This window comes from Micromonospora sp. NBC_01412 (genome assembly GCF_045040215.1).
In the GTDB taxonomy this organism is placed as follows: Bacteria; Actinomycetota; Actinomycetes; order Mycobacteriales; family Micromonosporaceae; genus Micromonospora; species Micromonospora rubida.
Window position 1 is genome coordinate 3,013,365 of sequence record NZ_CP109528.1, and the last position, 19,359, is coordinate 3,032,723.

Annotated in this window: 17 protein-coding genes; 8 read left to right on the forward strand and 9 right to left on the reverse strand. The window is 70.9% G+C overall.

Annotated features, from left to right (window positions below; genetic code table 11):
• Nucleotides 1-16: 16 nt before the first annotated feature.
• Nucleotides 17-424 (forward strand): zf-TFIIB domain-containing protein, encoded by a 408-nt coding sequence (locus OG617_RS13790; RefSeq protein ID WP_405103690.1) that lies wholly within the window; start codon nt 17-19, stop codon nt 422-424.
• Nucleotides 425-511: 87 nt separating this feature from the next.
• Here the strand turns inward: OG617_RS13790 and dnaB are convergent, their stop codons facing one another.
• From dnaB to rpsF, 5 genes are all read right to left on the reverse strand, one after another.
• Complete coding sequence (gene dnaB / locus OG617_RS13795; RefSeq protein WP_405101888.1) at nt 512-3,664, reverse strand: replicative DNA helicase; 3,153 nt, start codon at nt 3,662-3,664, stop codon at nt 512-514.
• Nucleotides 3,665-3,917: 253 nt separating this feature from the next.
• Nucleotides 3,918-4,364 (reverse strand): 50S ribosomal protein L9, encoded by a 447-nt coding sequence (rplI, locus tag OG617_RS13800; RefSeq protein WP_405101890.1) that lies wholly within the window; start codon nt 4,362-4,364, stop codon nt 3,918-3,920.
• Nucleotides 4,365-4,378: 14 nt separating this feature from the next.
• On the reverse strand, nt 4,379-4,618 hold the full coding sequence (rpsR, locus tag OG617_RS13805; protein ID WP_007073789.1) for a 30S ribosomal protein S18: 240 nt from the start codon (nt 4,616-4,618) through the stop codon (nt 4,379-4,381).
• A 41-nt stretch (nt 4,619-4,659) separates the two neighbouring features.
• Nucleotides 4,660-5,208: a single-stranded DNA-binding protein gene (locus tag OG617_RS13810; protein WP_405101892.1), complete on the reverse strand. Its 549-nt coding sequence runs from the start codon at nt 5,206-5,208 to the stop codon at nt 4,660-4,662.
• A gap of 88 nt (nt 5,209-5,296) precedes the next feature.
• Complete coding sequence (gene rpsF, locus OG617_RS13815; protein ID WP_120683045.1) at nt 5,297-5,587, reverse strand: 30S ribosomal protein S6; 291 nt, start codon at nt 5,585-5,587, stop codon at nt 5,297-5,299.
• Between the two features lie 717 nt (nt 5,588-6,304).
• Here rpsF and OG617_RS13820 point away from each other — a divergent pair.
• Together OG617_RS13820 and OG617_RS13825 are read left to right on the forward strand one after the other, a co-directional pair.
• Nucleotides 6,305-7,096: a deoxyribonuclease IV gene (locus OG617_RS13820; protein WP_405101894.1), complete on the forward strand. Its 792-nt coding sequence runs from the start codon at nt 6,305-6,307 to the stop codon at nt 7,094-7,096.
• The gene (locus OG617_RS13825) at nt 7,093-9,300 is read left to right on the forward strand and encodes a hypothetical protein (protein ID WP_405101896.1); all 2,208 of its coding nucleotides are present in this window, start codon (nt 7,093-7,095) and stop codon (nt 9,298-9,300) included. Before OG617_RS13820 ends, OG617_RS13825 begins: the two co-directional genes overlap by 4 nt.
• 22 nt (nt 9,301-9,322) lie before the next feature.
• Here OG617_RS13825 and OG617_RS13830 read toward each other — a convergent pair whose 3' ends face one another.
• From OG617_RS13830 to OG617_RS13840, 3 genes are all read right to left on the reverse strand, one after another.
• Nucleotides 9,323-10,837 carry a glycosyltransferase family 87 protein gene (locus tag OG617_RS13830; RefSeq protein WP_405101898.1) on the reverse strand — a complete coding sequence of 505 codons (1,515 nt, stop codon included), beginning with the start codon at nt 10,835-10,837 and terminating at the stop codon, nt 9,323-9,325.
• Nucleotides 10,838-10,967: 130 nt separating this feature from the next.
• Nucleotides 10,968-13,856: a transglycosylase domain-containing protein gene (locus tag OG617_RS13835; RefSeq protein WP_405101900.1), complete on the reverse strand. Its 2,889-nt coding sequence runs from the start codon at nt 13,854-13,856 to the stop codon at nt 10,968-10,970.
• Nucleotides 13,857-14,047: 191 nt separating this feature from the next.
• The gene (locus tag OG617_RS13840; protein WP_405101902.1) at nt 14,048-14,521 is read right to left on the reverse strand and encodes a DUF5318 domain-containing protein; all 474 of its coding nucleotides are present in this window, start codon (nt 14,519-14,521) and stop codon (nt 14,048-14,050) included.
• A 175-nt stretch (nt 14,522-14,696) separates the two neighbouring features.
• Between OG617_RS13840 and OG617_RS13845 the strand changes: the two genes are divergently transcribed.
• From OG617_RS13845 to OG617_RS13855, 3 genes are all read left to right on the forward strand, one after another.
• Nucleotides 14,697-15,335, forward strand: a complete 639-nt coding sequence (locus OG617_RS13845; protein ID WP_350880212.1) for a PadR family transcriptional regulator — start codon at nt 14,697-14,699, stop codon at nt 15,333-15,335.
• Nucleotides 15,336-15,358: 23 nt separating this feature from the next.
• Nucleotides 15,359-16,438: an inositol-3-phosphate synthase gene (locus tag OG617_RS13850; protein ID WP_405101904.1), complete on the forward strand. Its 1,080-nt coding sequence runs from the start codon at nt 15,359-15,361 to the stop codon at nt 16,436-16,438.
• Nucleotides 16,439-16,548: 110 nt separating this feature from the next.
• Complete coding sequence (locus tag OG617_RS13855; protein WP_405101906.1) at nt 16,549-17,079, forward strand: hypothetical protein; 531 nt, start codon at nt 16,549-16,551, stop codon at nt 17,077-17,079.
• 22 nt (nt 17,080-17,101) lie between these two features.
• Here the strand turns inward: OG617_RS13855 and OG617_RS13860 are convergent, their stop codons facing one another.
• The gene (locus tag OG617_RS13860; RefSeq protein WP_405101908.1) at nt 17,102-17,581 is read right to left on the reverse strand and encodes a methylated-DNA--[protein]-cysteine S-methyltransferase; all 480 of its coding nucleotides are present in this window, start codon (nt 17,579-17,581) and stop codon (nt 17,102-17,104) included.
• A 100-nt stretch (nt 17,582-17,681) separates the two neighbouring features.
• Between OG617_RS13860 and OG617_RS13865 the strand changes: the two genes are divergently transcribed.
• Both OG617_RS13865 and OG617_RS13870 read left to right on the forward strand, forming a co-directional pair.
• Complete coding sequence (locus OG617_RS13865; RefSeq protein WP_405101910.1) at nt 17,682-18,203, forward strand: SigE family RNA polymerase sigma factor; 522 nt, start codon at nt 17,682-17,684, stop codon at nt 18,201-18,203.
• Nucleotides 18,200-19,300, forward strand: a complete 1,101-nt coding sequence (locus tag OG617_RS13870; protein WP_405101912.1) for a hypothetical protein — start codon at nt 18,200-18,202, stop codon at nt 19,298-19,300. Before OG617_RS13865 ends, OG617_RS13870 begins: the two co-directional genes overlap by 4 nt.
• The last annotated feature ends 59 nt before the right edge of the window (nt 19,301-19,359 follow it).

Consider the following 19,359-nt stretch of genomic DNA (forward strand, 5'->3'; position numbering starts at 1 on the left):
CACCAGGTACCTTCGGATAATGCAGCTCACCTGTCCCAAGTGTCACGGAGACATGCGTCAGTACGAACGCAGCGGAGTCGTCATCGACCAGTGCGGCGAGTGTCGGGGGATCTTCCTCGACCGCGGCGAACTGGAGAAGCTGTTCGAGGCCGAGGCGAACTGGAACCGGCAGCAGCCGGCGGGCGCCCAGAACCCGGCACAGCGCCCCCAGACGCCCGGCGCCTACCCGCCGCCGCCTCCGCCGGCGCACCAGCCACAGCAGCCGGGGTACGGCGCGGTTCCCCCGCCGCCCCCGCCGCCCACGCACGGCTACCCGCCCGCCGCCCCGGCGTACGGCGGGCACGGCCAGCAGCACCACGGCTACCACGGCCACTACCGCCGCAAGAAGAAGCACGGCGGCTTCCTCGGCGAACTCTTCGATTAGAGCGGACTGCCGTTCACACCGTGGGCCGGGCCGGGCCGGTTCCGTCACCGGTCCGGCCCACGGTCCGTCCCGCTCGCCGGCAGGGCTTCAGACGATCGCCATGTCCACGAAGCGGGAGAGGTGGAGCTGGGCGGCCACGGTGATGGAGTCGGTCGGACCATTTCTGTGCTTGGCAACAATAAAGTCCGCCTCGCCCGCGCGTGGCGACTCCTTGTCGTAGTAGTCATCTCGGTGCAAAAGGATGACAACGTCTGCATCCTGCTCGATTGAGCCAGACTCACGCAGGTCGGACAGTTGGGGTCGCTTGTCGGTGCGCTGCTCAGGACCACGGTTGAGCTGACTCACCGCGATCACCGGGCACTCGACCTCCTTGGCGAGCAGCTTGAGGCCACGGGACAGGTCCGCGACCTCCTGCTGCCGGCTCTCGGTACGCTTCGGCGAGGTCATCAGCTGGAGATAGTCGACCACGATCAGCTTCAGGTCGTGCTTCTGCTTGAGTCGGCGCGCCTTCGCCCGGATCTCCATCAGGTTCATGCTCGGCGTGTCGTCGACGAAGAGCGGGGCCTCGCTGATCTCGCCCATGCACCGGGCCAGCTTGGTCCAGTCGTCGTCGGAGAGCTGGCCGCTGCGCAGCACGTGCAGCGGGACCCGGGCCTCGGCCGAGAGCAGTCGCATGACGATCTCGACCTTGCTCATCTCCAGCGAGAAGATCGCCGCAGCCTGGTTGGCCCGAATGGCCGCATTACGGGCAAAGTCCATGCTAGCGGTGCTGTTGTGCGTCGGGATCATGGACCGGCCGGCCAGGTAGAGGTGGTCCGGGTTGTCCACCGTCACGCAGCGGACCGGGACGCTCGGTACCGGCCGCACATCGACAATGAACCGGCTGTCAGTCCGAACGGTACTCTCGCTGCGCCTGCGTAGGCGATGAGTCTCCTGCTTCCGAGGCAGGTGGAACACCTCGTCAGTGGTCGTGAAGTTGAGGTTGTACGCGATGGAGGTTTCCGGCCTGCGACCCTTCACCACCTTGCGGCTGATTGAACAGCGATACCCGAGACTGACGACCAGTTCGTAGGCACCCTCGGCAAGCCTCGCCGAGGTTGTAGTGAGCTGAGCAGTGCCAGCGTTGGTGATGGTGCCGTCGGTGTCGAGCAGGCCCGCGAGCAGCGCCCGGCGCTGCGTCTGCGATGCCCGCAGGTACGACTGCGGCACATGCTTGTTACCGAGCACGCCGATTGCCCGCAGCGACTGCGTCAGCGACGACGGAGAACTGGCGCAGAGGACGCAGCCCCTGCGGCCACGGCCACACATGGGGCATTCCGGAGGCCGGATTGAGTACAGCGTCGGCTCTGTCGCTGACTTTTTCGTCTCGAAGCCGTCCGCCTCGATCCGCCGCAGGATATCCGGGTCAACGGTGGTGAGCCGGCTACCGGCGCTGTGTCCGTCACCAAGCCAGGCGCCCAGCGTGTACGGGGGCACCGGCAGGTCCGCCTCCGGCAGTTGCAGTGCTTCGGCGTTTCGTACCGCGTGGTTCAACCTGCGGTCGGCGGTGGCGGTTCGCAGCGTTGCTCGGATCTCTTCGGTCGTAACGACATCGGAGTACCGGGCGGCGTCAACCGTATCCTGCCAGGCGCTTACGCGATCCAGAAGGCGCCTGTAGACGGCGCGGGCCGGGTAGACACGGGCACGCGGGCCCCCGCGCCGCCCCTGCGCCAGCGGAGCAAATTGGTACGGGAGGTCTCGCACGACGCGGCGGGCGGTGTGGACGAACTCGTCGCCGATCACTGACGCCAGTTCAGCAACGCTGACATCCTCGGATGCCTCAGACGCCACCCGTCGCAGCCGCTCCACCGCAGAGGGGGACCAAGCGACCTCCCGGCGAACCGCGCCGGCACGCCGGGAAGCGCGTGTAGTCGTCTTCCACAGGTGCTCGGCATCCGCAACGATCACACTGCCGTCGGAGAACTCGACTTCGTAGCAGGGTCGACCCTCCATCACATCAAATGCGTGGGTGACCGTCGTCGGGCACCCGTCAGCACCGATAAGTTGGTCGCCGGCCTTAACTTCGCCCATCGTCGTCCAGCCGTTGGGCGTGGGCAGCGGGGTGTCGAGGGCGAGTGCCTTGCCGAGGCCGGGCCGCCCCGCCACGATGATGAGCTGCCCGGCGTGCAAACCGTTGAGCAGCCGGTCCAGGTCGGTGAAGCCGGTCGGCACGCCGGTCATCATGCCGCCCTGGGCGCCGACCGCCTCGATCTCGTCGAGCGTCGGCTGGAGCATGTCGGCCAGGACGGCGAAGTCCTCGTTGACCCGACGCTCGGTGATGTCGTAGACGGCCTGCTGGGCGAGGTCGACGATGTCGTCCACGTCCCGGCCGCCGTTGTTGCCGGTGCCGTACCCGAGCTGCACGATCTTCGTTCCGGCCTCGACCAGCCGGCGGAGCACCGCCCGCTCCCCGACGATCCGGGCGTAGTACGCGGCGTTCGCGGCGGTCGGCACGCTCGCGATCATCGTGTGCAGGTACGGGGCCCCGCCGATTCGGGCCAGGTCGCCGGAGTCGGCCAGGGCAGCGGCCACGGTGATCGGGTCGGCGGGCTCGCCCCGTCCGTAGATGTCGAGGATGGCGTCGAAGACGGTGGCGTGCGCCGGCCGGTAGAAGTCGTGGGACTTCAGGATCTCGACGACGTCGGCGATGGCGTCCTTGGACAGCAGCATGCCGCCGAGAACGCACTGCTCGGCGGCGACGTCCTGGGGCGGGGTCTTCTCGAACTGGCCCTCCCGCTGGGAGGGGGCCGGTGGTTGGCCACCGCCTCGTGGCTCCGTCCGCATGTCGTCGGCGACCGACACGGGTCCCCCCTCCGCTGCGTCGGTTCGAACTACCGGTCCGCCGCCGGGCACGACGACTTCCGATCGGACCGGTCGGGTCGATCGGGGGTCATCGCACCGTCGGTCGAGAGGCAACCATACGGAACCCGAGGTCAGCGACTCAACCACGCCGGTGGACGAGCCTTGGGACAACCTGTGGACGCCGGTGGACAACATGGGCGCAGGGTGTGCACAGCCTGTGGACAACCGCTGGGGAATTCTCCCGCATAACGCTCTGACCTGGGAAGGCTCCGCCCACAGCCTGTGGATAAGAAATTTCCGGTGAGTTTCGCGGATCCCTCGCCCGTACGGCCTCCCGCAGACGGCTGCGCTACGTCGCGCCGCAGCCCCGGTCGGCCCTTCGGGCCAGGGCGGAGCCATCCCGCCCCGGGGGCAAACCAGTCGGCGGCGCGCAAGCAGTCGGCACCCGCACGCCCCGGCGGCGGTCGGCAACCCGTGGCGTTGCCGGCGGCCGTGGCGTTGCCGGCGGCCGTGGCGTTGCCGGCGGCCGTGGACGGGGGTGGGCTCTCGACGGTGCGGATCAGCGCCGTGGCCGATCGGCTGACCGGGCCGTATCACGACGCAGGGCCCGCACCGGCGTACCGGTGCGGGCCCTGTGCGTGGTGCTTCGGTGTCAGCCCTGGACGACGTTCAGGTCGAACTTGGCGGTCACGTCGGGGTGCAGCTTGATGTTGACCGGGTACGCACCCAGCGACTTGATGTGGCCGGGCAGCTCCAGCCGCCGACGGTCGAGGGTCGGGCCGCCGGCCGCCTTGACGGCGTCGACGATCTCGGCCGGGGTGACCGAACCGAAGAGCCGCCCGCCGTCGCCGGCGCGGGCCTTCAGGTTGACCTTCAGGCTGTTGAGCCGGGCCTTGACCTCGTTGGCGTGGTCGAGGTCGCGGATCTCCCGGGCCGAGCGGGCCCGCTTGATAACCGTGACCTGCTTCTCCGCACCCTTGGTCCAGACGATCGCGAAGCCCTGCGGCAGCAGGTAGTTACGGCCGTAGCCGTCCTTCACCTCGACGATGTCGCCCGGGGCACCGAGGCCGGACACCTCCTGAGTCAGGATGATCTTCATGTCGGTGCCTCCTCTCAGCGGGCCGTGGCCGTGTACGGCAGGAGCGCCATCTCGCGGGCGTTCTTGACCGCGCGGGCGATCTGCCGCTGCTGCTGCGAGGTCACGCCGGTCACCCGTCGAGCGCGGATCTTGCCGCGGTCGGAGATGAACTTGCGCAGCAGCGCGGTGTCCTTGTAATCGATATAGGTGATCCCGTCCTTGTCTAGCGGGTTCACCTTCTTCTTTGGCTTGCGAAGGGCCGCAGCCTTAGCCATTGACCGTGCTCCTGGTTTGCGATCGCGGGCGCTCGGCGCCATTAGAACGGGGGCTCCTCATCAAAATTGCCGCCACCCGAACCAGCGCGCGCGGGAGCTGGTGCGGCCGAGGCCCAAGGGTCGTCGAAGTTGCCTCCGCCGCCGCCCTGGGCACCACCACCGCCACCGCCACCGCCGCCACCGAAGCCGCCGCCACCGCCGCCGGAGCGGGACATCTTCTGCACCTTCGCCGTGGCGTAGCGCAGCGACGGGCCGATCTCGTCGACCTCAAGCTCGATGACGGTGCGCTTCTCACCCTCGCGGGTCTCGTAGGACCGCTGACGCAGCCGGCCCGACACGATCACCCGGGCGCCACGCTGCAACGACTCGGCGACGTGCTCGGCGGCCTGACGCCAGACCGTGCACGCAAGGAACAACGGCTCGCCGTCCTTCCATTCGCCGGACGCCTTGTCCATGAACCGGGGCGTCGAAGCGACCCGGAACTTGGCGACCGCGGCCCCCGAGGGGGTGAATCGCAACTCGGGGTCATCGGTCAGATTGCCGATGACCGTGATGGTGGTGTCTCCTGCCATGACCATCTCCTCGCGCACTCATCGTTCGCCGTACAGGCTCTCAGAGCCCTACGACAGCGTCGATGAAGCTGATCCGGGTGAACCGGGTGAACCGGATTAAACGCTGTTAGCGCATTTCCGGACGGATGACCTTGGTGCGCAGCACGGACTCGTTGAGCCGCAGCTGACGGTCCAGCTCGGCCACCGCCGCAGGCGTCGCCTGCAGGTCGATGACGGCGTAGATGCCCTCGGCCTTCTTGTTGATCTCGTACGCGAGGCGCCTACGGCCCCACACGTCGGTCTTCTCCACCGAGCCACCCGCGGTCCGGATCACGTTCAGGTACGTGTCGAGCGACGGGGCGACGGTGCGTTCCTCGAGGCTGGAATCGAGGATCACCATGATCTCGTAATGACGCAAGACGTGCTCACCTCCTGTGGGCTAAGCGGCCACGGTCCTTCCGCGGCAGGAGGTCGTGCGTCTGCCCGCTCCGGACCGGGGGAACCCGGCCGGACGCGGACAACCGGACCAGAATACCCGGTCCGAACGATCATGCCCGGGCAGGTCGGCCGCTCCCGGCGGGTCGCCGGCGGGCACGGCCGACCGGACGGCGGATCCGGCGGCACGGAACAGCCGTGCAGGACGGGGGCCCGGGCCGACGCTGGCGTCGGCCCGGGCCCCCGTCACGAGGCCGCGGGGCGTCCCGTCCGCATTCCTTGGGTGGGACCTGGGGAGGAACGACCACACCGATGAGGTTGGATCGCGACGCCCCGCGGAGCTTCATCGTGTTGTTATCTGACCGTACAATGACTATCGTCGCCTGTGGGGCTTATTGGAACTTTTGCCCCGGCTTCTGAGGATAGTTCCGGGCGGGATGGCATCGGCTGGCGCCGGACCGCCCCGCTGGCAGCCGCTCCAGGACGGCCTGCAGTACGGCGGATCCCGCTCCGGCCGGAGCCCGGTCGCCCCGTGGCCCGCGCCCCGGAGAGCCGACCGTCGATCCCACCCGGACCAACGACCGCCCCCGCCCCCGGTGACGCCACCCCCGGCCTCGTCCCTGTCCGCCCCGTGCCGGATACCGCCACCCCGGGCGCACCGTCACCCCGCGCGTCGGTGCCGCGACGTAGGCTCGCCTCCATGCGTATCGGAGCCCACGTCGATTCCGCCGACCCGCTGTCGGAGGCGGCCGCCCGGGCCGCTGAGGCCGTGCAGTTCTTCCTCTCCGATCCACAGGGCTGGAAGGCCCCGCAACCACGGGAGGACGCCGACCGGTTACGGGCCGCCGAGGTCGACCTCTACGTCCACGCGCCGTACGTCATCAACGTGGCGACGCTGAACAACCGGATCCGCATCCCGAGCCGGAAGCTGCTGCTCGGCCACGCCACCGCGGCGGCGGAGATCGGCGCGAAGGGCCTGATCGTGCACGGGGGGCACGTCAACGCGGGCGACGACTTGGCGGTCGGCTTCGACAACTGGCGCAAGACCTTCGCGTACGCGGCGGAGTCCGGCGGCTTCGCCCTGCCGGTGCTGATCGAGAACACCGCCGGCGGCGACAACGCCTGCGCCCGTCGCCTCGACGCGCTGGCCCGGCTCTGGGACGCCGTCGGCGAGTACGAGGTGGGCTTCTGCCTGGACACCTGCCACGCCCACGCCGGGGGTGAGGAGCTGCTGGACCTGGTCGACCGGGTCAAGGCCATCACCGGCCGGATCGACCTGGTCCACGCCAACAACTCCAAGGACGCGTTCGACTCGGGCCGGGACCGGCACGACAACCTCGGCGGCGGCACGATCGACCCGGAGTTGGTCGTGGCGGTGATCCGGGCGGCGGGCGCGTCGGCGATCGTGGAGACCCCGGGCGGGGTGGACGGTCAGGGCACCGACATCGCGTTCCTGCGCGACCGGCTCGGCGCGGGAAGCCCGGCGGCATGACGACCGAGCGGGTCGACGCCACCGACGAGGACAAGACCGGCGGGAGTCCGCTGGTGGACGGTGCCGCCGTGAAGACCCCGGACACCGCCACGAAGGGCACCGGGGACGGCGAGGCGACCGACGGCGGGCAGGCAGCCGGCAGCGACCCGGCCGACGCCGGGCAGCCCGCCGAGCCCACAACGGGGGACGGCGCCGACGGCGGGAACGCCGGCATCGTGAAGGACGACGCCGCTCAGGACGACGCCGTCACCAGGTCCGCAGACACGGACGCCGCCAAGGGCGGCGACACCGAAAAGGACGCCGACAAGAAGGCGGCGGACAAGGAGGTGGCGGACAAGGACGACGGAACGGCGAAGGACGCCGACAAGGAGAAGGCGGACAAGGACGGCGGCACCGCGAAGGACGGCGAGACCGCGAAGGACGGCGACGGGGCGAAGCCGGATCGGTGGGAGGCGTTCGCCCCCGCTCCGGAGCCGGTGCCCGGGCGGGTGAGGCGTGTCCTGCGGGCGGTCGGCCAGTTCCTGGTCCACGAGTGGACCCTGGCCGTGTTCGCCTCGCTGGCCCTGGCCGTCGCGCTCACCTGGCCGACGCTGCGCTACCCGCTCTACACGCTGCCCCAGGACTACTGGGACCCGAGCCTCCAGGCCTGGCAGATGGCCTGGTCGGGGCACATCCTGCTGACCGACCCGGCGCAGCTGTGGCAGTCCAACACGTTCTTCCCGGACCCGTGGAACTTCGCGTTCTCCGACACCCTGCTCGGCTACGCGCCGGCCGGCATGATCGGCACCGGCCCCGAGGCCGCCCTGCTGCGGTACAACATCATGTTCCTGCTGGCCCACGCCCTGGCCACGTTCGGGGCGTACGCGCTGGCGCGGCAGCTCGGCGCGGGTCGGGCGGGCGCGGCGGTGGCCGGGGTCAGCTACACGTACGCCCCCTGGCTGCTCGCCCAGGCGGGTCACCTGCACATCGTGTCCAACGGCGGCATCCCGCTGGCGCTGGCCATGCTGGCCCGGGGCCACGGCTGGTCGCTGCGCCACGGCTACCGCCCCGAGCGGCGGCACGCCGGGTGGGCGTACGGCGGCTGGCTGGTGGCCGCCTGGCAGCTCAGCCTGGGCTTCGGCATCGGGCTGCCGTTCGCGTACGTGCTGGCGGGGGCGACGCTGGTCGCCGCCGTAACGTGGTTCGTCCGGCGGCGGTCGAACCCCCGGCCGTTCGGGGTCCGGCTGCTCGTCGCCGACGTGGTCGGCGCGCTGCTCTTCGCCGGGGTGGGCGGGCTGCTCGCCGTCCCCTATTTCAAGGTCACCGAGCTGCATTCGAACGCGGCGCGAACGCTCGGCGACATCGGCGTCTACTCGCCGCCGCTCTCGGGCTTCTTCACCGCCCCGGCGGAGTCCCGGGTGTGGGGCGGCCTGCACGAGGGCGCGCGGTCGGTCCTGCCCTGGCACCCGGAGATGACCCTGCTGCCGGGCTTCGTGCTGTACGCGCTCGCCGCGGGCGGGCTGTTCTTCTCGGTGTGGCGACTGCGGCACCGGCTGCTGCTGCTCGCCGGGGTGGTGGTGACGATGGTCCTGGCGATGGGCACCCGGTTCTTCGGTGGGACCTTCACCTACGGGCTGCTGTTCGAGTACCTGCCCGGCTGGAACGGCCTGCGCACGCCCGGGCGGATGATGCTGTGGACGACGCTGCTGCTCGGGCTGCTCGCCGCGGGCGCGGTCAGCGCCTTCGCGGTCCGGGTGCGGGAGTGGGCCGCCGAGCGGGTCCCGCCGTGGCCGGGTCCGTGGCTGCGGCTGGCCACGGTGCTGCCGCTGCTGCTGGTGGCCGCCGAAGGGCTGAACAGCACGCCGCATCCGGTGGTGCCGGCCCAGCCCGCCGCGATGCGGTCGGTGGACGGCCCGATGCTGGTGCTGCCGAGCAGCCAGAACCTCGACCAGCCGGTGATGTTGTGGTCGACGAGCAGGTTCCAGGACATGGTCAACGGCGGCAGCGGCTTCACGCCCCTCCGGCAGGCCGAGATTCGGCAGGTCGCGGAGAGCTTCCCGAACCAGACGAGCGTGACCTACCTGCGCGACCTGGGCGTCCGCAACGTGGTGGTGCTGCGCGACCGGATCGCGGGCACGCCGTGGGAGACGACGATCGACGCTCCGGTCGATGCCCTCGGCATCACCCGGGAGGAGGTCGGCGGCGCGGTGGTCTACCGGCTCTGACAGCCGACCGGGCCCGGTGGCGTCAGGTGCCCGCCGGGGCCGGTTCGGCGGCGGTGTCGGTGTCGGCCCGCCGTCGCCGCCAGCGGCTCAGCCAGGGCGCGTCCCGTGCGCCGTCGAGCACGCCGCCGTCCGGGTCGTCGGCGTAGGTGGCCCGCACGGCGTCCCGGCCCGGGTCCAGGATCTCCTTGACGACCAGCACGCAGAGCAGCACGACGGTGCCCAACCGAAGCGCGGAGGCCAGCACGAAGACCCCCTCGGGGAACACCGGGCGGCTGGTCGCAGTGCCGAGCAGCTCGCCGTAGAAGGCGACGAAGTAGCCGATCTCGGCGACCTGCCAGGCGATGAACGCGCCCCACTTCGGCCGGGCGAGGACGACCAACGGCAGCAGCCAGAGCACGAACTGCTGTGACCAGACCTTGCTGAAGATCAGGAACGCGGCGACGACCAGGAAGGCGAGCTGGGCCAGCCGGGGTCGGCGCGGCGCCAGCAGCGCCAACGCGGCAACCCCGAGGCAGGCCAGCCCGAAGAGGGCGTATGAGAGCCAGTTCAGGGTGGGGATGTTGGCGTTCAGCCAATCGAACGGCCCCGTCGAGCCGGGGCCACCGGTGTTGACCTTGCCGTCGAGGTAGCGCCCGATGTACCACAGGGTGCCCCAGTCGATGGGCCGGGTGGTGTTCAGCTCGAAGAAGCGGCCCCAGTTGTCGCGGTAGGGCAGCGCCACCGGGAGGTTGACCACGACCAGGGCCACCAGCGCCGTCCCGACGGCTGTGAGGCCGGCGCGGAGCCGGTTGGCGCGCAGGGCGAGCACCAGGATCGGCCCGAGGACGAACAGCGGCCACATCTTGGCCGCCCCGGCCAGGCCGAGCAGCACCCCGGCCACCACCGGACGGCGGCGGGCCCAGGCGAGCAGCCCGAACGCGGCCAGCCCGACGGCGAGCAGGTCCCAGTTGACGGTGGCGGTGAGGAACAGGGCGGGGGCGAGCGCGAAGAGGGCGGCGTCCCACGGTCGTCGGCGGCGCAGGTTGAGGATGACCGCGACGGTGGCCACCGCGAGCGCGCCGAGCACCAGGACGTTGAGGTTGTAGAACCACTGCCCCTGGTTGATCTCCGGGTTGTCGACGCCGAGCGCGTGCACCGGCAGCCCGAGCGCGCCCATGAAGTACCCGGTCAGCACCGGGTACTCGACGGGGTGGTCCTGGTAGGGCACCTTGCCCTCGTTGAGCCCCTCGGCGTAGTAGAGCGCCAGCACGTCGGTGTAGCACATGCGGGTGTACTGCACGTTGTTCTGCCAGGCACCGTCCTGGCAGGGCGACTTCTGCACCCAGTGCAGCGCGAGGGTCAGGCAGGCCAGGGCCAGCACGATCCGGGCGGCCGTCCAGAACCGACTTTCGCGGCCGGCGGGCCGGTCCAACGCGACCGCGTGGTCGCCCAGCGGGCCGCCGATCAACTCCGAGGCGCCGCGGACGAAGCCGTCCGAACGGGACGGGTGGTCGCTGGACCCGGCGTCGTCGATGTCTGCCGTCGACTGGGTGCTCATGGACAGGAATCATCCCGTATCGGTGGCCTCCGCGTCCCACCCAGGCGCGAACATTCCGGTACGCGAAACGCCGCCGGCGGCCGGACGTGGTGTCCGGCCGCCGGCGGCGTCGATGCTCAGCCCGGTCCGCTCACTCGCGGGTGCGGGGCGCGACGGTGGGCAACAGCCCGCCGCCGTTACCGCCGTTGCCGTTCCCTCCCGGCCGGGGGTCGGTCGGGGCGCCGGTACCGCCTGGGTTGCCCGGGGTCCCCGGGTTGCCGGGATTGCCCGGGTTGCCCGGGTTGCCGGGGGTCTGCGGGCAGAAGATGTTCAGCGGGTCGCAGTTGGGCTGCTCCGGCTGGACCGGGGGCGGCGGCTCGGTGCCGTTGCCGGCGTCCTGATCGCCCATCCCGGTGACCGACGGCAGGCTCCTCTTGTCCTCACCGTTCAGCGCGGCGTTCATGTACCGCTGCCAGATGGCGCCGGGGAGCTTGGAGCCGCCGATGTCCACGCCGTCCTTGTCGATGATCTGCGGCTTCTTCGGGTCCTTGCTGCCCACCCAGACGGCGGTGGCGATCTGCGGGGTGTAGCCGACCATCCAGGCGTGGGCGTTGTGCTTGCTGTCGTACTCCCAGGTGCCGGTCTTGCCCGCCGCCTCCCGGCCGTTCTCCAGCGACCGGCCGTTGGGACCGGGGATCTGCTTGAGGACGCTGGTGACCTCCTTGGCCACGTCCGCGCGGATCCGCTGCTGGGAATTGAGCTTCTCCCCGTTGACCGGCTCCCACTTGCCGGTGTCCACGTTCTGCTTCTCGATCTTCATCACGAAGTGGGCCTTGTTGTACCTGCCCTCGTTCGCGAGGGTGGCCAGGCCGTTGGCGTGGTCGAGGACCGTCACCGGGTACTGGCCGTAGCCGATCACGTGGTAGAAGGGCGCGGGGGCGACATCCTCGCCCTTCTTCTTGGTCAGGTCGACCGGCTTCGGCGGGTTGTCGGAGGTGGTCCACATCGTGCTGACGCCGGCTGCGCGGGCCATGTCGACCACCTTGTCCGGGCCGATCTTCGCGGTGACGTGGAAGAACGGCACGTTGTACGACTTGACCGTCGACTCCTCCAGGGTGCACCACTTCTTACAGACGCCGGCGCCCCGGCCCGCATTCTGCACCTCGTTCTTGAAGCCCTCCGGCTTGAACGGGGTGGCGTCCCAGTGCGACTTCACGGAGATGCCGGCGTTGATCGCGGCTGCCAGCGTGTAGACCTTGAACGACGAACCCGGGGCGTGGCCGCCGGTGAGGTTGCCAGCGGAGTCGGTGTTCTTGCCGGCGTAGTCGAAGTCCGCGCCGCTGTCGCCGCCGTAGTAGGCGAGCACCCGGCCGGTCTTCGGGTCGACCGAGACCACCGCCGCCATCAGGTTCTTCGGCTGGCCGGCCAGCTCGGAGTTCTTCTTGGCCCGCATCGCGGTGTTCTCCGCAGCGGCCTGCAGCTTCGGGTCGATCGTGGTCTGGATCCGGTAGCCGTCCTCACGCAGCGCGTCGACGCAGCTGACCTTGCCGGCAGCCTCCGAGTTGGTGCAGATGCCCCACTGCTCCATCTCCTCCCGAACGTAGTTGATCACGTTGCCGCGGGGGGTGCCCACGCCGAACGCGGCCGAGCCGGCGGCCTTCGGGTTGAGCGTCTTCGGGTACTGCGCATCGGTCGGTCGTTGTGGCTTGTTCGGGGCGTTGATCCAACCCTCGGCGGTCATGCCGTCGAGCACGTATGTCCACCGGGACTTCGCGTCGACCAGGTTGACCGCCGGGTCGTAGCCCATGTGAGTCTCGCTCTTGACCGGCTGCTTGATCAGCGCGGCGAGCACCGCGGCCTGGGCCACGGTGAGCTTCTTGGTCGGCACCCCGAAGTAGGTCTGCGCCGCCGCCTCGATGCCGTACGCGCCGCGCCCGAAGTAGATCACGTTGAGGTAGTGCTCCATGATCTCGGCCTTGGTGTAATCCTCGCTGAGCTTGGAGGCGAGGATCGCCTCCTTGACCTTCCGGGCGTACGTGTCGTCCTTCAGGCTCGCATAGGCGTTGCGGGCGTACTGCTGGGTGATGGTCGAGGCGCCCTGCTTGTCGCCGTTGGAGATGTTGTTCCACGCGGCCCGGGCGATGCCCTTGTAGTCCACGCCGGAGTGCCGGTAGAAGTTCCGGTCCTCCGCTGCGGCCACCGCGTCCTGCACGTGCTGCGGGATTTCGCCGATCTTGACGAGCTGCCGGTTCTGGTCGCCGAGCGTGGCCAGGACCGTCTTGTTGTCCTTGGCATACACGGTGGTGGACAGCGGCAGCGGTAACTGCTCGGGCAGCACGACGGTGGTGGAGTAGTACGTGAACCCGACGACGCCGATGCCGGCCAGCATGATGAAGATCGCGAAGCCGGCGATCAGCATGTTGATCCGGCGACGCTTCTTCGCCCGCGCGATCGTGTTCGGGTCGCCCGCGCCGCGACCGCCGCGACCGCCCCGCCCCGGCCCCGAGGGCCCGCCGGGGCCGCCCGGCCCGCCCGCACCGCCGCCGGAGACCGGGGCCACCCCGGCCCGGCCGACGGTCGCCCGGCCGGCGAGCCCGCCCACTGCGGCGGACCCGACGCTCGCCCGCCCGGCGGAGCCGACCCCGACCGAGGCCCGCCCGGCCGGGGCACCGCCGGGCGCCGGGGAGACGGGCACCGAGGCGCGGCCCGCGCCGGCCCGTCCGGCCGCCGGTGCGCCGGGGGCCGGCACCGAGGCCCGGCCCGCGCCCGCGCGCCCGACCGAGGCGGACCCGACCGAGGCGGAGCCGGCGGCGCCGCGCGGCGGCGGCACGGATGCCGAGCCGCCCACGGAGGCCCGGCCGCCAGCGGCCGCCCGGGGCGCGACCGAGGCACGGCCGCCCTGTGCCGTACCCTCTGGTGACCAGCCGTTGCCGCGGGCGTCGCCGCCGCGGCCGTGCGCGTCGGCCGTGCCTGGGTCGCTGTTGGCGCCCGGGATCTGGGACCGCCCGCGCGAGGAGCTGGGATCGCCGTACGAGTTCATTCCTCACACCCTGCCGGTCGCGGTGGGACGCGAGCGCGCCGCCACCGGGTTGCCGTGAGCTGAAACACGCGAAGTCCCCGCCCGAGCTTGTCGGGTCGGGGGCGCTGCTTCCGGATCAATCGGGCCAATCAGGCCAAAGGGCTGTCGGTCGTCCCGCTTTCGCCACACCGGGCCAACCGAACCAGCTGGATTCACCGTTGCGCCTCTCGCCTCCGCCGAATGGCCGGACCGGCACCAGCGACCGAGGCGGCCGTGCCGCCCACCGCGCCCTGCTCCGCCCCTGCCTCCGTGTCACCGGCCAACCCGTCCCGGCCGAGCAGGTACTGCTCGACGAGATGGTTCCAGTCGCAGCCGAGGCACACCTCCACCACGAAGACCTGGAACTCACGCAGCGTCATCGCCAGGACGGGCAACTCGGTCAGAGTACGCGCCTGCCCGGCGGACTGCTTGAGCTCGTCCCCGTAAATGTAGTGAACGTGGGTGAGGTTCTCGCTGCGGCAGATCGGGCAGCGCTCCTCGGTCGGTTCCCCGTGGAACCGGGCGGCGTTCTTCAGGTACGGGGACGCGTCGCAGACGTCATACGTGCCGACCCGGCCGGCGAGGAGTTCACGCAGCACCGCCCGCTTCCGGAGCGAGTAGTCGACCACCTGGCGCTGCGTACGCATGCGGAGAAGGGTACGCGGTCAGGCCCGACGAGGCGACCACCGTCACATTCCGTCACCCCGGGAACTCGCTTCGAAGGGTTTGCCCTGATCCTGGGTAAGCAGCTAACGTGCGATGTATCGGTCCGATACATCGCGGTGGTTACGCCCACGCGTCAGGGGTAAGAAGGGGTGGCCCGTGCTCGAGCTCGCCATCCTCGGCCTCCTCCAAGAGTCCCCGATGCACGGCTACGAGCTCCGCAAGGAGCTCGCGGCCAAGCTGGGCGCGATCCGGGCGGCGATCAGCTACGGCTCGCTCTACCCGACCCTGCGCAGGTTGCAGGCGGCGGGATGGATCACCGAAGCCGCCGAGGCACCCGCGACCGCCGAGGAGGTTCCCGCGCTGACCAGCCGACGAGGTCGGGTGGTCTACAAGATCACTGCGGAGGGCAAGGAACGCTTCGCCCAGCTCATCGGGCAGGCCGGTCCTGAGACGTACGACGACACGGGCTTCGGTGTGCACTTCGCGTTCTTCGCCCGCACTGACCAGGCGACCCGACTCCGCATCCTGGAGGGTCGCCGCCGAAAGATCGAGGAGCGTCGCGAGGGTCTTCGCGACGTGCTGGGCCGGGCGGCCGAGCGCCTCGACGCGTACACCCTGGAACTGCAACGCCACGGTCTCGACGCCTGTGAGCGCGAGGTCCGCTGGCTGGAGGAGCTCATCGCCAACGAGCGCTCCGGCCGTGCCCCGACGATCCCGCGAGCCGGGATGGTTGGCGGCCGACGAGATAACGACAGCCCGCCTCCGCCTGGAGAGTCCAGGAAAGAGCGGCCGTGATGAAGAAGAAGGAGGCAGACGCTATGGGCTCCGTCCGCGTCGCCATCGTCGGTGTGGGAAACTGCGCCTCGTCCCTCGTGCAGGGCGTGGAGTACTACCGCAACGCCGACCCGAAGGACCGCGTCCCGGGTCTCATGCACGTCACCTTCGGCGACTACCACGTCTCGGACGTGGAGTTCGTCGCGGCGTTCGACGTGGACGCCAAGAAGGTGGGCATGGACCTCGCGGAGGCGATCGTCGCCAGCGAGAACAACACCATCAAGCTCTGCGACGTGCCGCCGACCGGCGTCAGCGTGCAGCGCGGTCCGACCTTCGACGGTCTGGGCCAGTACTACCGCGAGATCGTCGAGGAGTCGGACGCCGCGCCGGTCGACGTCGCGCAGGCGCTGCGCGACGCGCAGGTCGACGTCGTCGTCTCCTACCTGCCGGTCGGCTCCGAGCAGGCCGACAAGTTCTACGCCCAGGCCGCGATCGACGCCGGCTGCGCGTTCGTGAACGCCCTGCCGGTCTTCATCGCCTCCGACCCCGAGTGGGCGCAGAAGTTCACCGACGCGGGCCTGCCGATCGTCGGCGACGACATCAAGAGCCAGGTCGGCGCCACCATCGTGCACCGCGCCCTGGCGAAGCTCTTCGAGGACCGCGGCGTCGAGTTGCTGCGCACGTACCAGCTCAACTTCGGCGGCAACATGGACTTCATGAACATGCTGGAGCGCAAGCGGCTGGTCTCGAAGAAGATCTCGAAGACCCAGTCGGTCACCTCGCAGATCCCGCACGAGATGCAGAAGAGCGACGTGCACATCGGCCCGTCGGACCACGTGCCGTGGCTCGACGACCGCAAGTGGGCGTACATCCGCCTGGAGGGCCGCTCCTTCGGTGACACCCCGCTCAACGCCGAGCTCAAGCTCGAGGTGTGGGACTCGCCGAACTCGGCCGGCGTCATCATCGACGCCGTTCGGGCCGCGAAGATCGCCCTGGACCGGAAGATCGGCGGCCCGATCCTGTCGGCCTCGTCGTACTTCATGAAGTCCCCGCCGGTGCAGTACTCCGACCACGACGCGCACGCCGCCGTCGAGTCCTTCATCAAGGGCGAGGTCGAGCGCTGACGCGCTGACCACCAGCACCACCGCGAGGGCCGGGTCCGTCGGGACCCGGCCCTCGCGCTTCGCGCCGGCCACCGCCCCTCCCACTCCGGCGCGGCAGTAAGGAGCAAACCGTGGATTCCTCGCAGATCGTCGCCCAGCTCGTGCAACGGGCCCGCGACACCCCGTACGCGGTGACCCCCGTCCCGGGCGGCGCGCGGGTCGGGCTGGCCGTGGCCGACATGCGCTGGCACACCCTGTTCCACCGCAGCGGGCTCACCATCGAGCACGCCGTCGTGCTGCGGTTCGACGACGCGAACCGGATCTACACCCGGCAGCAGGAGAGCCGGAAGCTGAGCTACCGGTTCGGCATCGACGGGCAGGTGATCGGCGCGTCCCTGAGCGCGAGCGTCTTCAAGGGCACCCAGATCAGCTTCCGGCGCGGCGCGGTTGTCGGCCTGCACGACGACGGCAGCCTGGTGCGCAGGTACCGGTTCGACTCCCGCGAGCTGACCGCGTTCGTGGACTCTGTGCTGGTCCCGTCCGGGTGGCAGCGGGCCATGGACCGGAGCACGAAGATCGGGCTGATCGCGGGGATCGCGGGGGGCGGGATCGCGGTGCTGACGCTGATCGGCCTGGGCGTCGCGTTCCTCGTCGCGGGCTGAGCCGCCCCCGCCGACCCCCCGGTCACGACCAGGCGCGTTGCAGGGCGACCCGGGCCTCCAGCTCCAGCAGCGTCACCTTGCGGGGCAGGCCGCCGCCGAAGCCGACCAGCTTCGCCCCCGCGCCGACGATCCGGTGGCAGGGCACGATCACCGGGATCGGATTGCGGTTGCAGGCCACCCCGACCGCCCGCGCCGCGCCCTGGTCCCCCACGGCCTTGGCCACCGCCCCGTACGTCATCGTCTCCCCGTACGGGATGCGGGTCATCTCCCGCCACACCGCCCGCTCGAACTCGGAGCCCCGGCGCACCGTCACCGGCACCGTGAACTCGGTCAGCTCGCCGGCGAAGTACGCCCGCAGCTCCGCCACGGCCCGCCCGGACAACTCGTCGCCGGGCGCCTCGGCCGCCGCCGCGACCCGCCCGAAGTGCGCGCCGCACACCCTGGCGTCGTCGGTGGCCACGGAGAACTCGCCGATCGGCGAGTCGAGGACGGTCCAGCGCATACCCCCATTCTTCCCTCCCGGTCCGACCGCGCCGCGACCCGGTCGCCCGACGAGGCAAGATTCCGGCTCCGGTGGGCGTCTTGAGCATCGGAGGTGGGCGGTGACTGAGGTGACCGACGGGGAGTTCACCGCGTTCGTCAACGAGCGGGGCACGGCCCTGCTGCGCTTCGCGTACGCCCTGGCCGGCAGCCAGCACGGCGCGGAGGACCTGCTCCAGAACGCGCTGGCCAAGGCGTACGCGCGCTGGCCGCGGATCCGGGGCGACGCCGAGCCGTACGTGAAGAAGATCCTGTACCACGACCAGGTCTCCGGCTGGCGGCGCCGCTCCCGGCGGCCGGAGGTGCCGGTCGATGTGCTGCCCGAGCCCCCGGCTGAGCGGGACAGCGGGCACGACATCGATCTTCGGATGCTGCTGCGGGACGCCCTGCTGACGCTGCCGCCCCGGCAGCGGGCGGTGCTGACCCTGCGGTACCTGGAGGACCTGAGCGTGGAGCAGACCGCCGCCCTGCTCGGCTGCCGGACCGGGACGGTGGCCAGCCAGGCGTCCAGGGCGCTGGCCAAGCTCCGGCAGTTGGTGCCCGACTTCGTCGACCACGCCGACCGGCCGGAGGTGAACCGATGAACTCGTCCGCCGAGGAGGCGCTGCGGGCCGCCGTACACGGACTCGCGGGCGAGGCCCGTGCGGTCCCGGACCTGGCGGCCGGTGCGCTGCGGCGCGGCCGGCGGGTGCGGGCCCGCCGCCGGGCGATGGTGGTGAGCGTCTCAGTGCTCGCCGTCGCCGCCGTGCTCCTGCCGTTCGTGCTGCTGCGGCATCGACCGCCGGGCCTGCCGGCGGTGCCCGAGCCGACCGTCAGCGCAAACCCCGGCCCGGACCTGCTCCCGACCCCGGGTCGGGACTGGACGGCGTCGCCGCTGGTCCTGCCGGGAGGCTGGGTGGTCGGCAGCGCCCTGAGCGGCGGCACCGGCTGGGTGCTGGACCGGAGCCGGAACCGCTACCAGCGCGCCGACGGCTACGCCGGGGTGTGGCCGGCGCCGAGGGGCGCGTTCACCGCCCTCGTCGACGCCGACCGGCCCCTGGAGATCGGACTGGGCGACACGGCCCGGGGCCGGACCAACTGGATCCGCGTCGGCCCTGGCGTCGGGCCGCCGCAGTGGTCGCCGGACGGGCGGCGACTGGTGGTGACGATCAGCGACAAGGACACCGGGGAGCGGTTCATCGGCGTCCTCTCCACGGACGGCGGGTTCCGTCGCTACCCCGTCGACACCGTCCGCTACTTCTGCACCGACCACTGCTTCTTCACCTGGACCCGGGACGGCCGGGAGTTGGCGCTCCAGCAGACCGACGCGTCCGCCCCCCGGTCCGAGTCGGCGCGGCACCCCCGCCGGGGCGTTCAGCTCTTCTCCGCCGACGACGGCCGGCCGACCCGGTTCGTGGCCGTGCCCGGCGACCCGGTCGGCCCGTGGGCCTGGTCGCCGGACAGCCGGCTGGTGGTGGTGCAGGGCCAGACCGAACCACTGCTGGTGGAGACGGCCACCGGCCGGGTGCTCCGGGCCCTGCCGACGGCCGACGCCGTCTTCGTCTCCGACGACCGCCTCCTCTACCGGCGCCTGTACGGCTACCGGGACTTCGTGCTCGCCGATCCGGCCGGGCGGGAGCTGGCCCGGCAGCCCGTGCCGCGCGAGGTTGCCACCCTGGAACTCTCCCCCGCCCCGCGCTGAGCGTGGACCGGCCCCCGCCTCCGCCGGTACGCCCCTGCCCTACGGCCTCCACCTGACGC

Coding starts and splice junctions, on each gene's coding strand:
- dnaB (WP_405101888.1), bottom strand. CDS start 3,664: ATGGCTCCGCCCTGGCCCGAAGGGCCGACCGGGGCTGCGGCGCGACGT.
- rplI (WP_405101890.1), bottom strand. CDS start 4,364: ATGAAGATCATCCTGACTCAGGAGGTGTCCGGCCTCGGTGCCCCGGGC.
- rpsR (WP_007073789.1), bottom strand. CDS start 4,618: ATGGCTAAGGCTGCGGCCCTTCGCAAGCCAAAGAAGAAGGTGAACCCG.
- OG617_RS13820 (WP_405101894.1), top strand. CDS start 6,305: ATGCGTATCGGAGCCCACGTCGATTCCGCCGACCCGCTGTCGGAGGCG.
- OG617_RS13825 (WP_405101896.1), top strand. CDS start 7,093: ATGACGACCGAGCGGGTCGACGCCACCGACGAGGACAAGACCGGCGGG.
- OG617_RS13830 (WP_405101898.1), bottom strand. CDS start 10,837: ATGAGCACCCAGTCGACGGCAGACATCGACGACGCCGGGTCCAGCGAC.
- OG617_RS13835 (WP_405101900.1), bottom strand. CDS start 13,856: ATGAACTCGTACGGCGATCCCAGCTCCTCGCGCGGGCGGTCCCAGATC.
- OG617_RS13840 (WP_405101902.1), bottom strand. CDS start 14,521: ATGCGTACGCAGCGCCAGGTGGTCGACTACTCGCTCCGGAAGCGGGCG.
- OG617_RS13850 (WP_405101904.1), top strand. CDS start 15,359: ATGGGCTCCGTCCGCGTCGCCATCGTCGGTGTGGGAAACTGCGCCTCG.
- OG617_RS13860 (WP_405101908.1), bottom strand. CDS start 17,581: ATGCGCTGGACCGTCCTCGACTCGCCGATCGGCGAGTTCTCCGTGGCC.
- OG617_RS13870 (WP_405101912.1), top strand. CDS start 18,200: ATGAACTCGTCCGCCGAGGAGGCGCTGCGGGCCGCCGTACACGGACTC.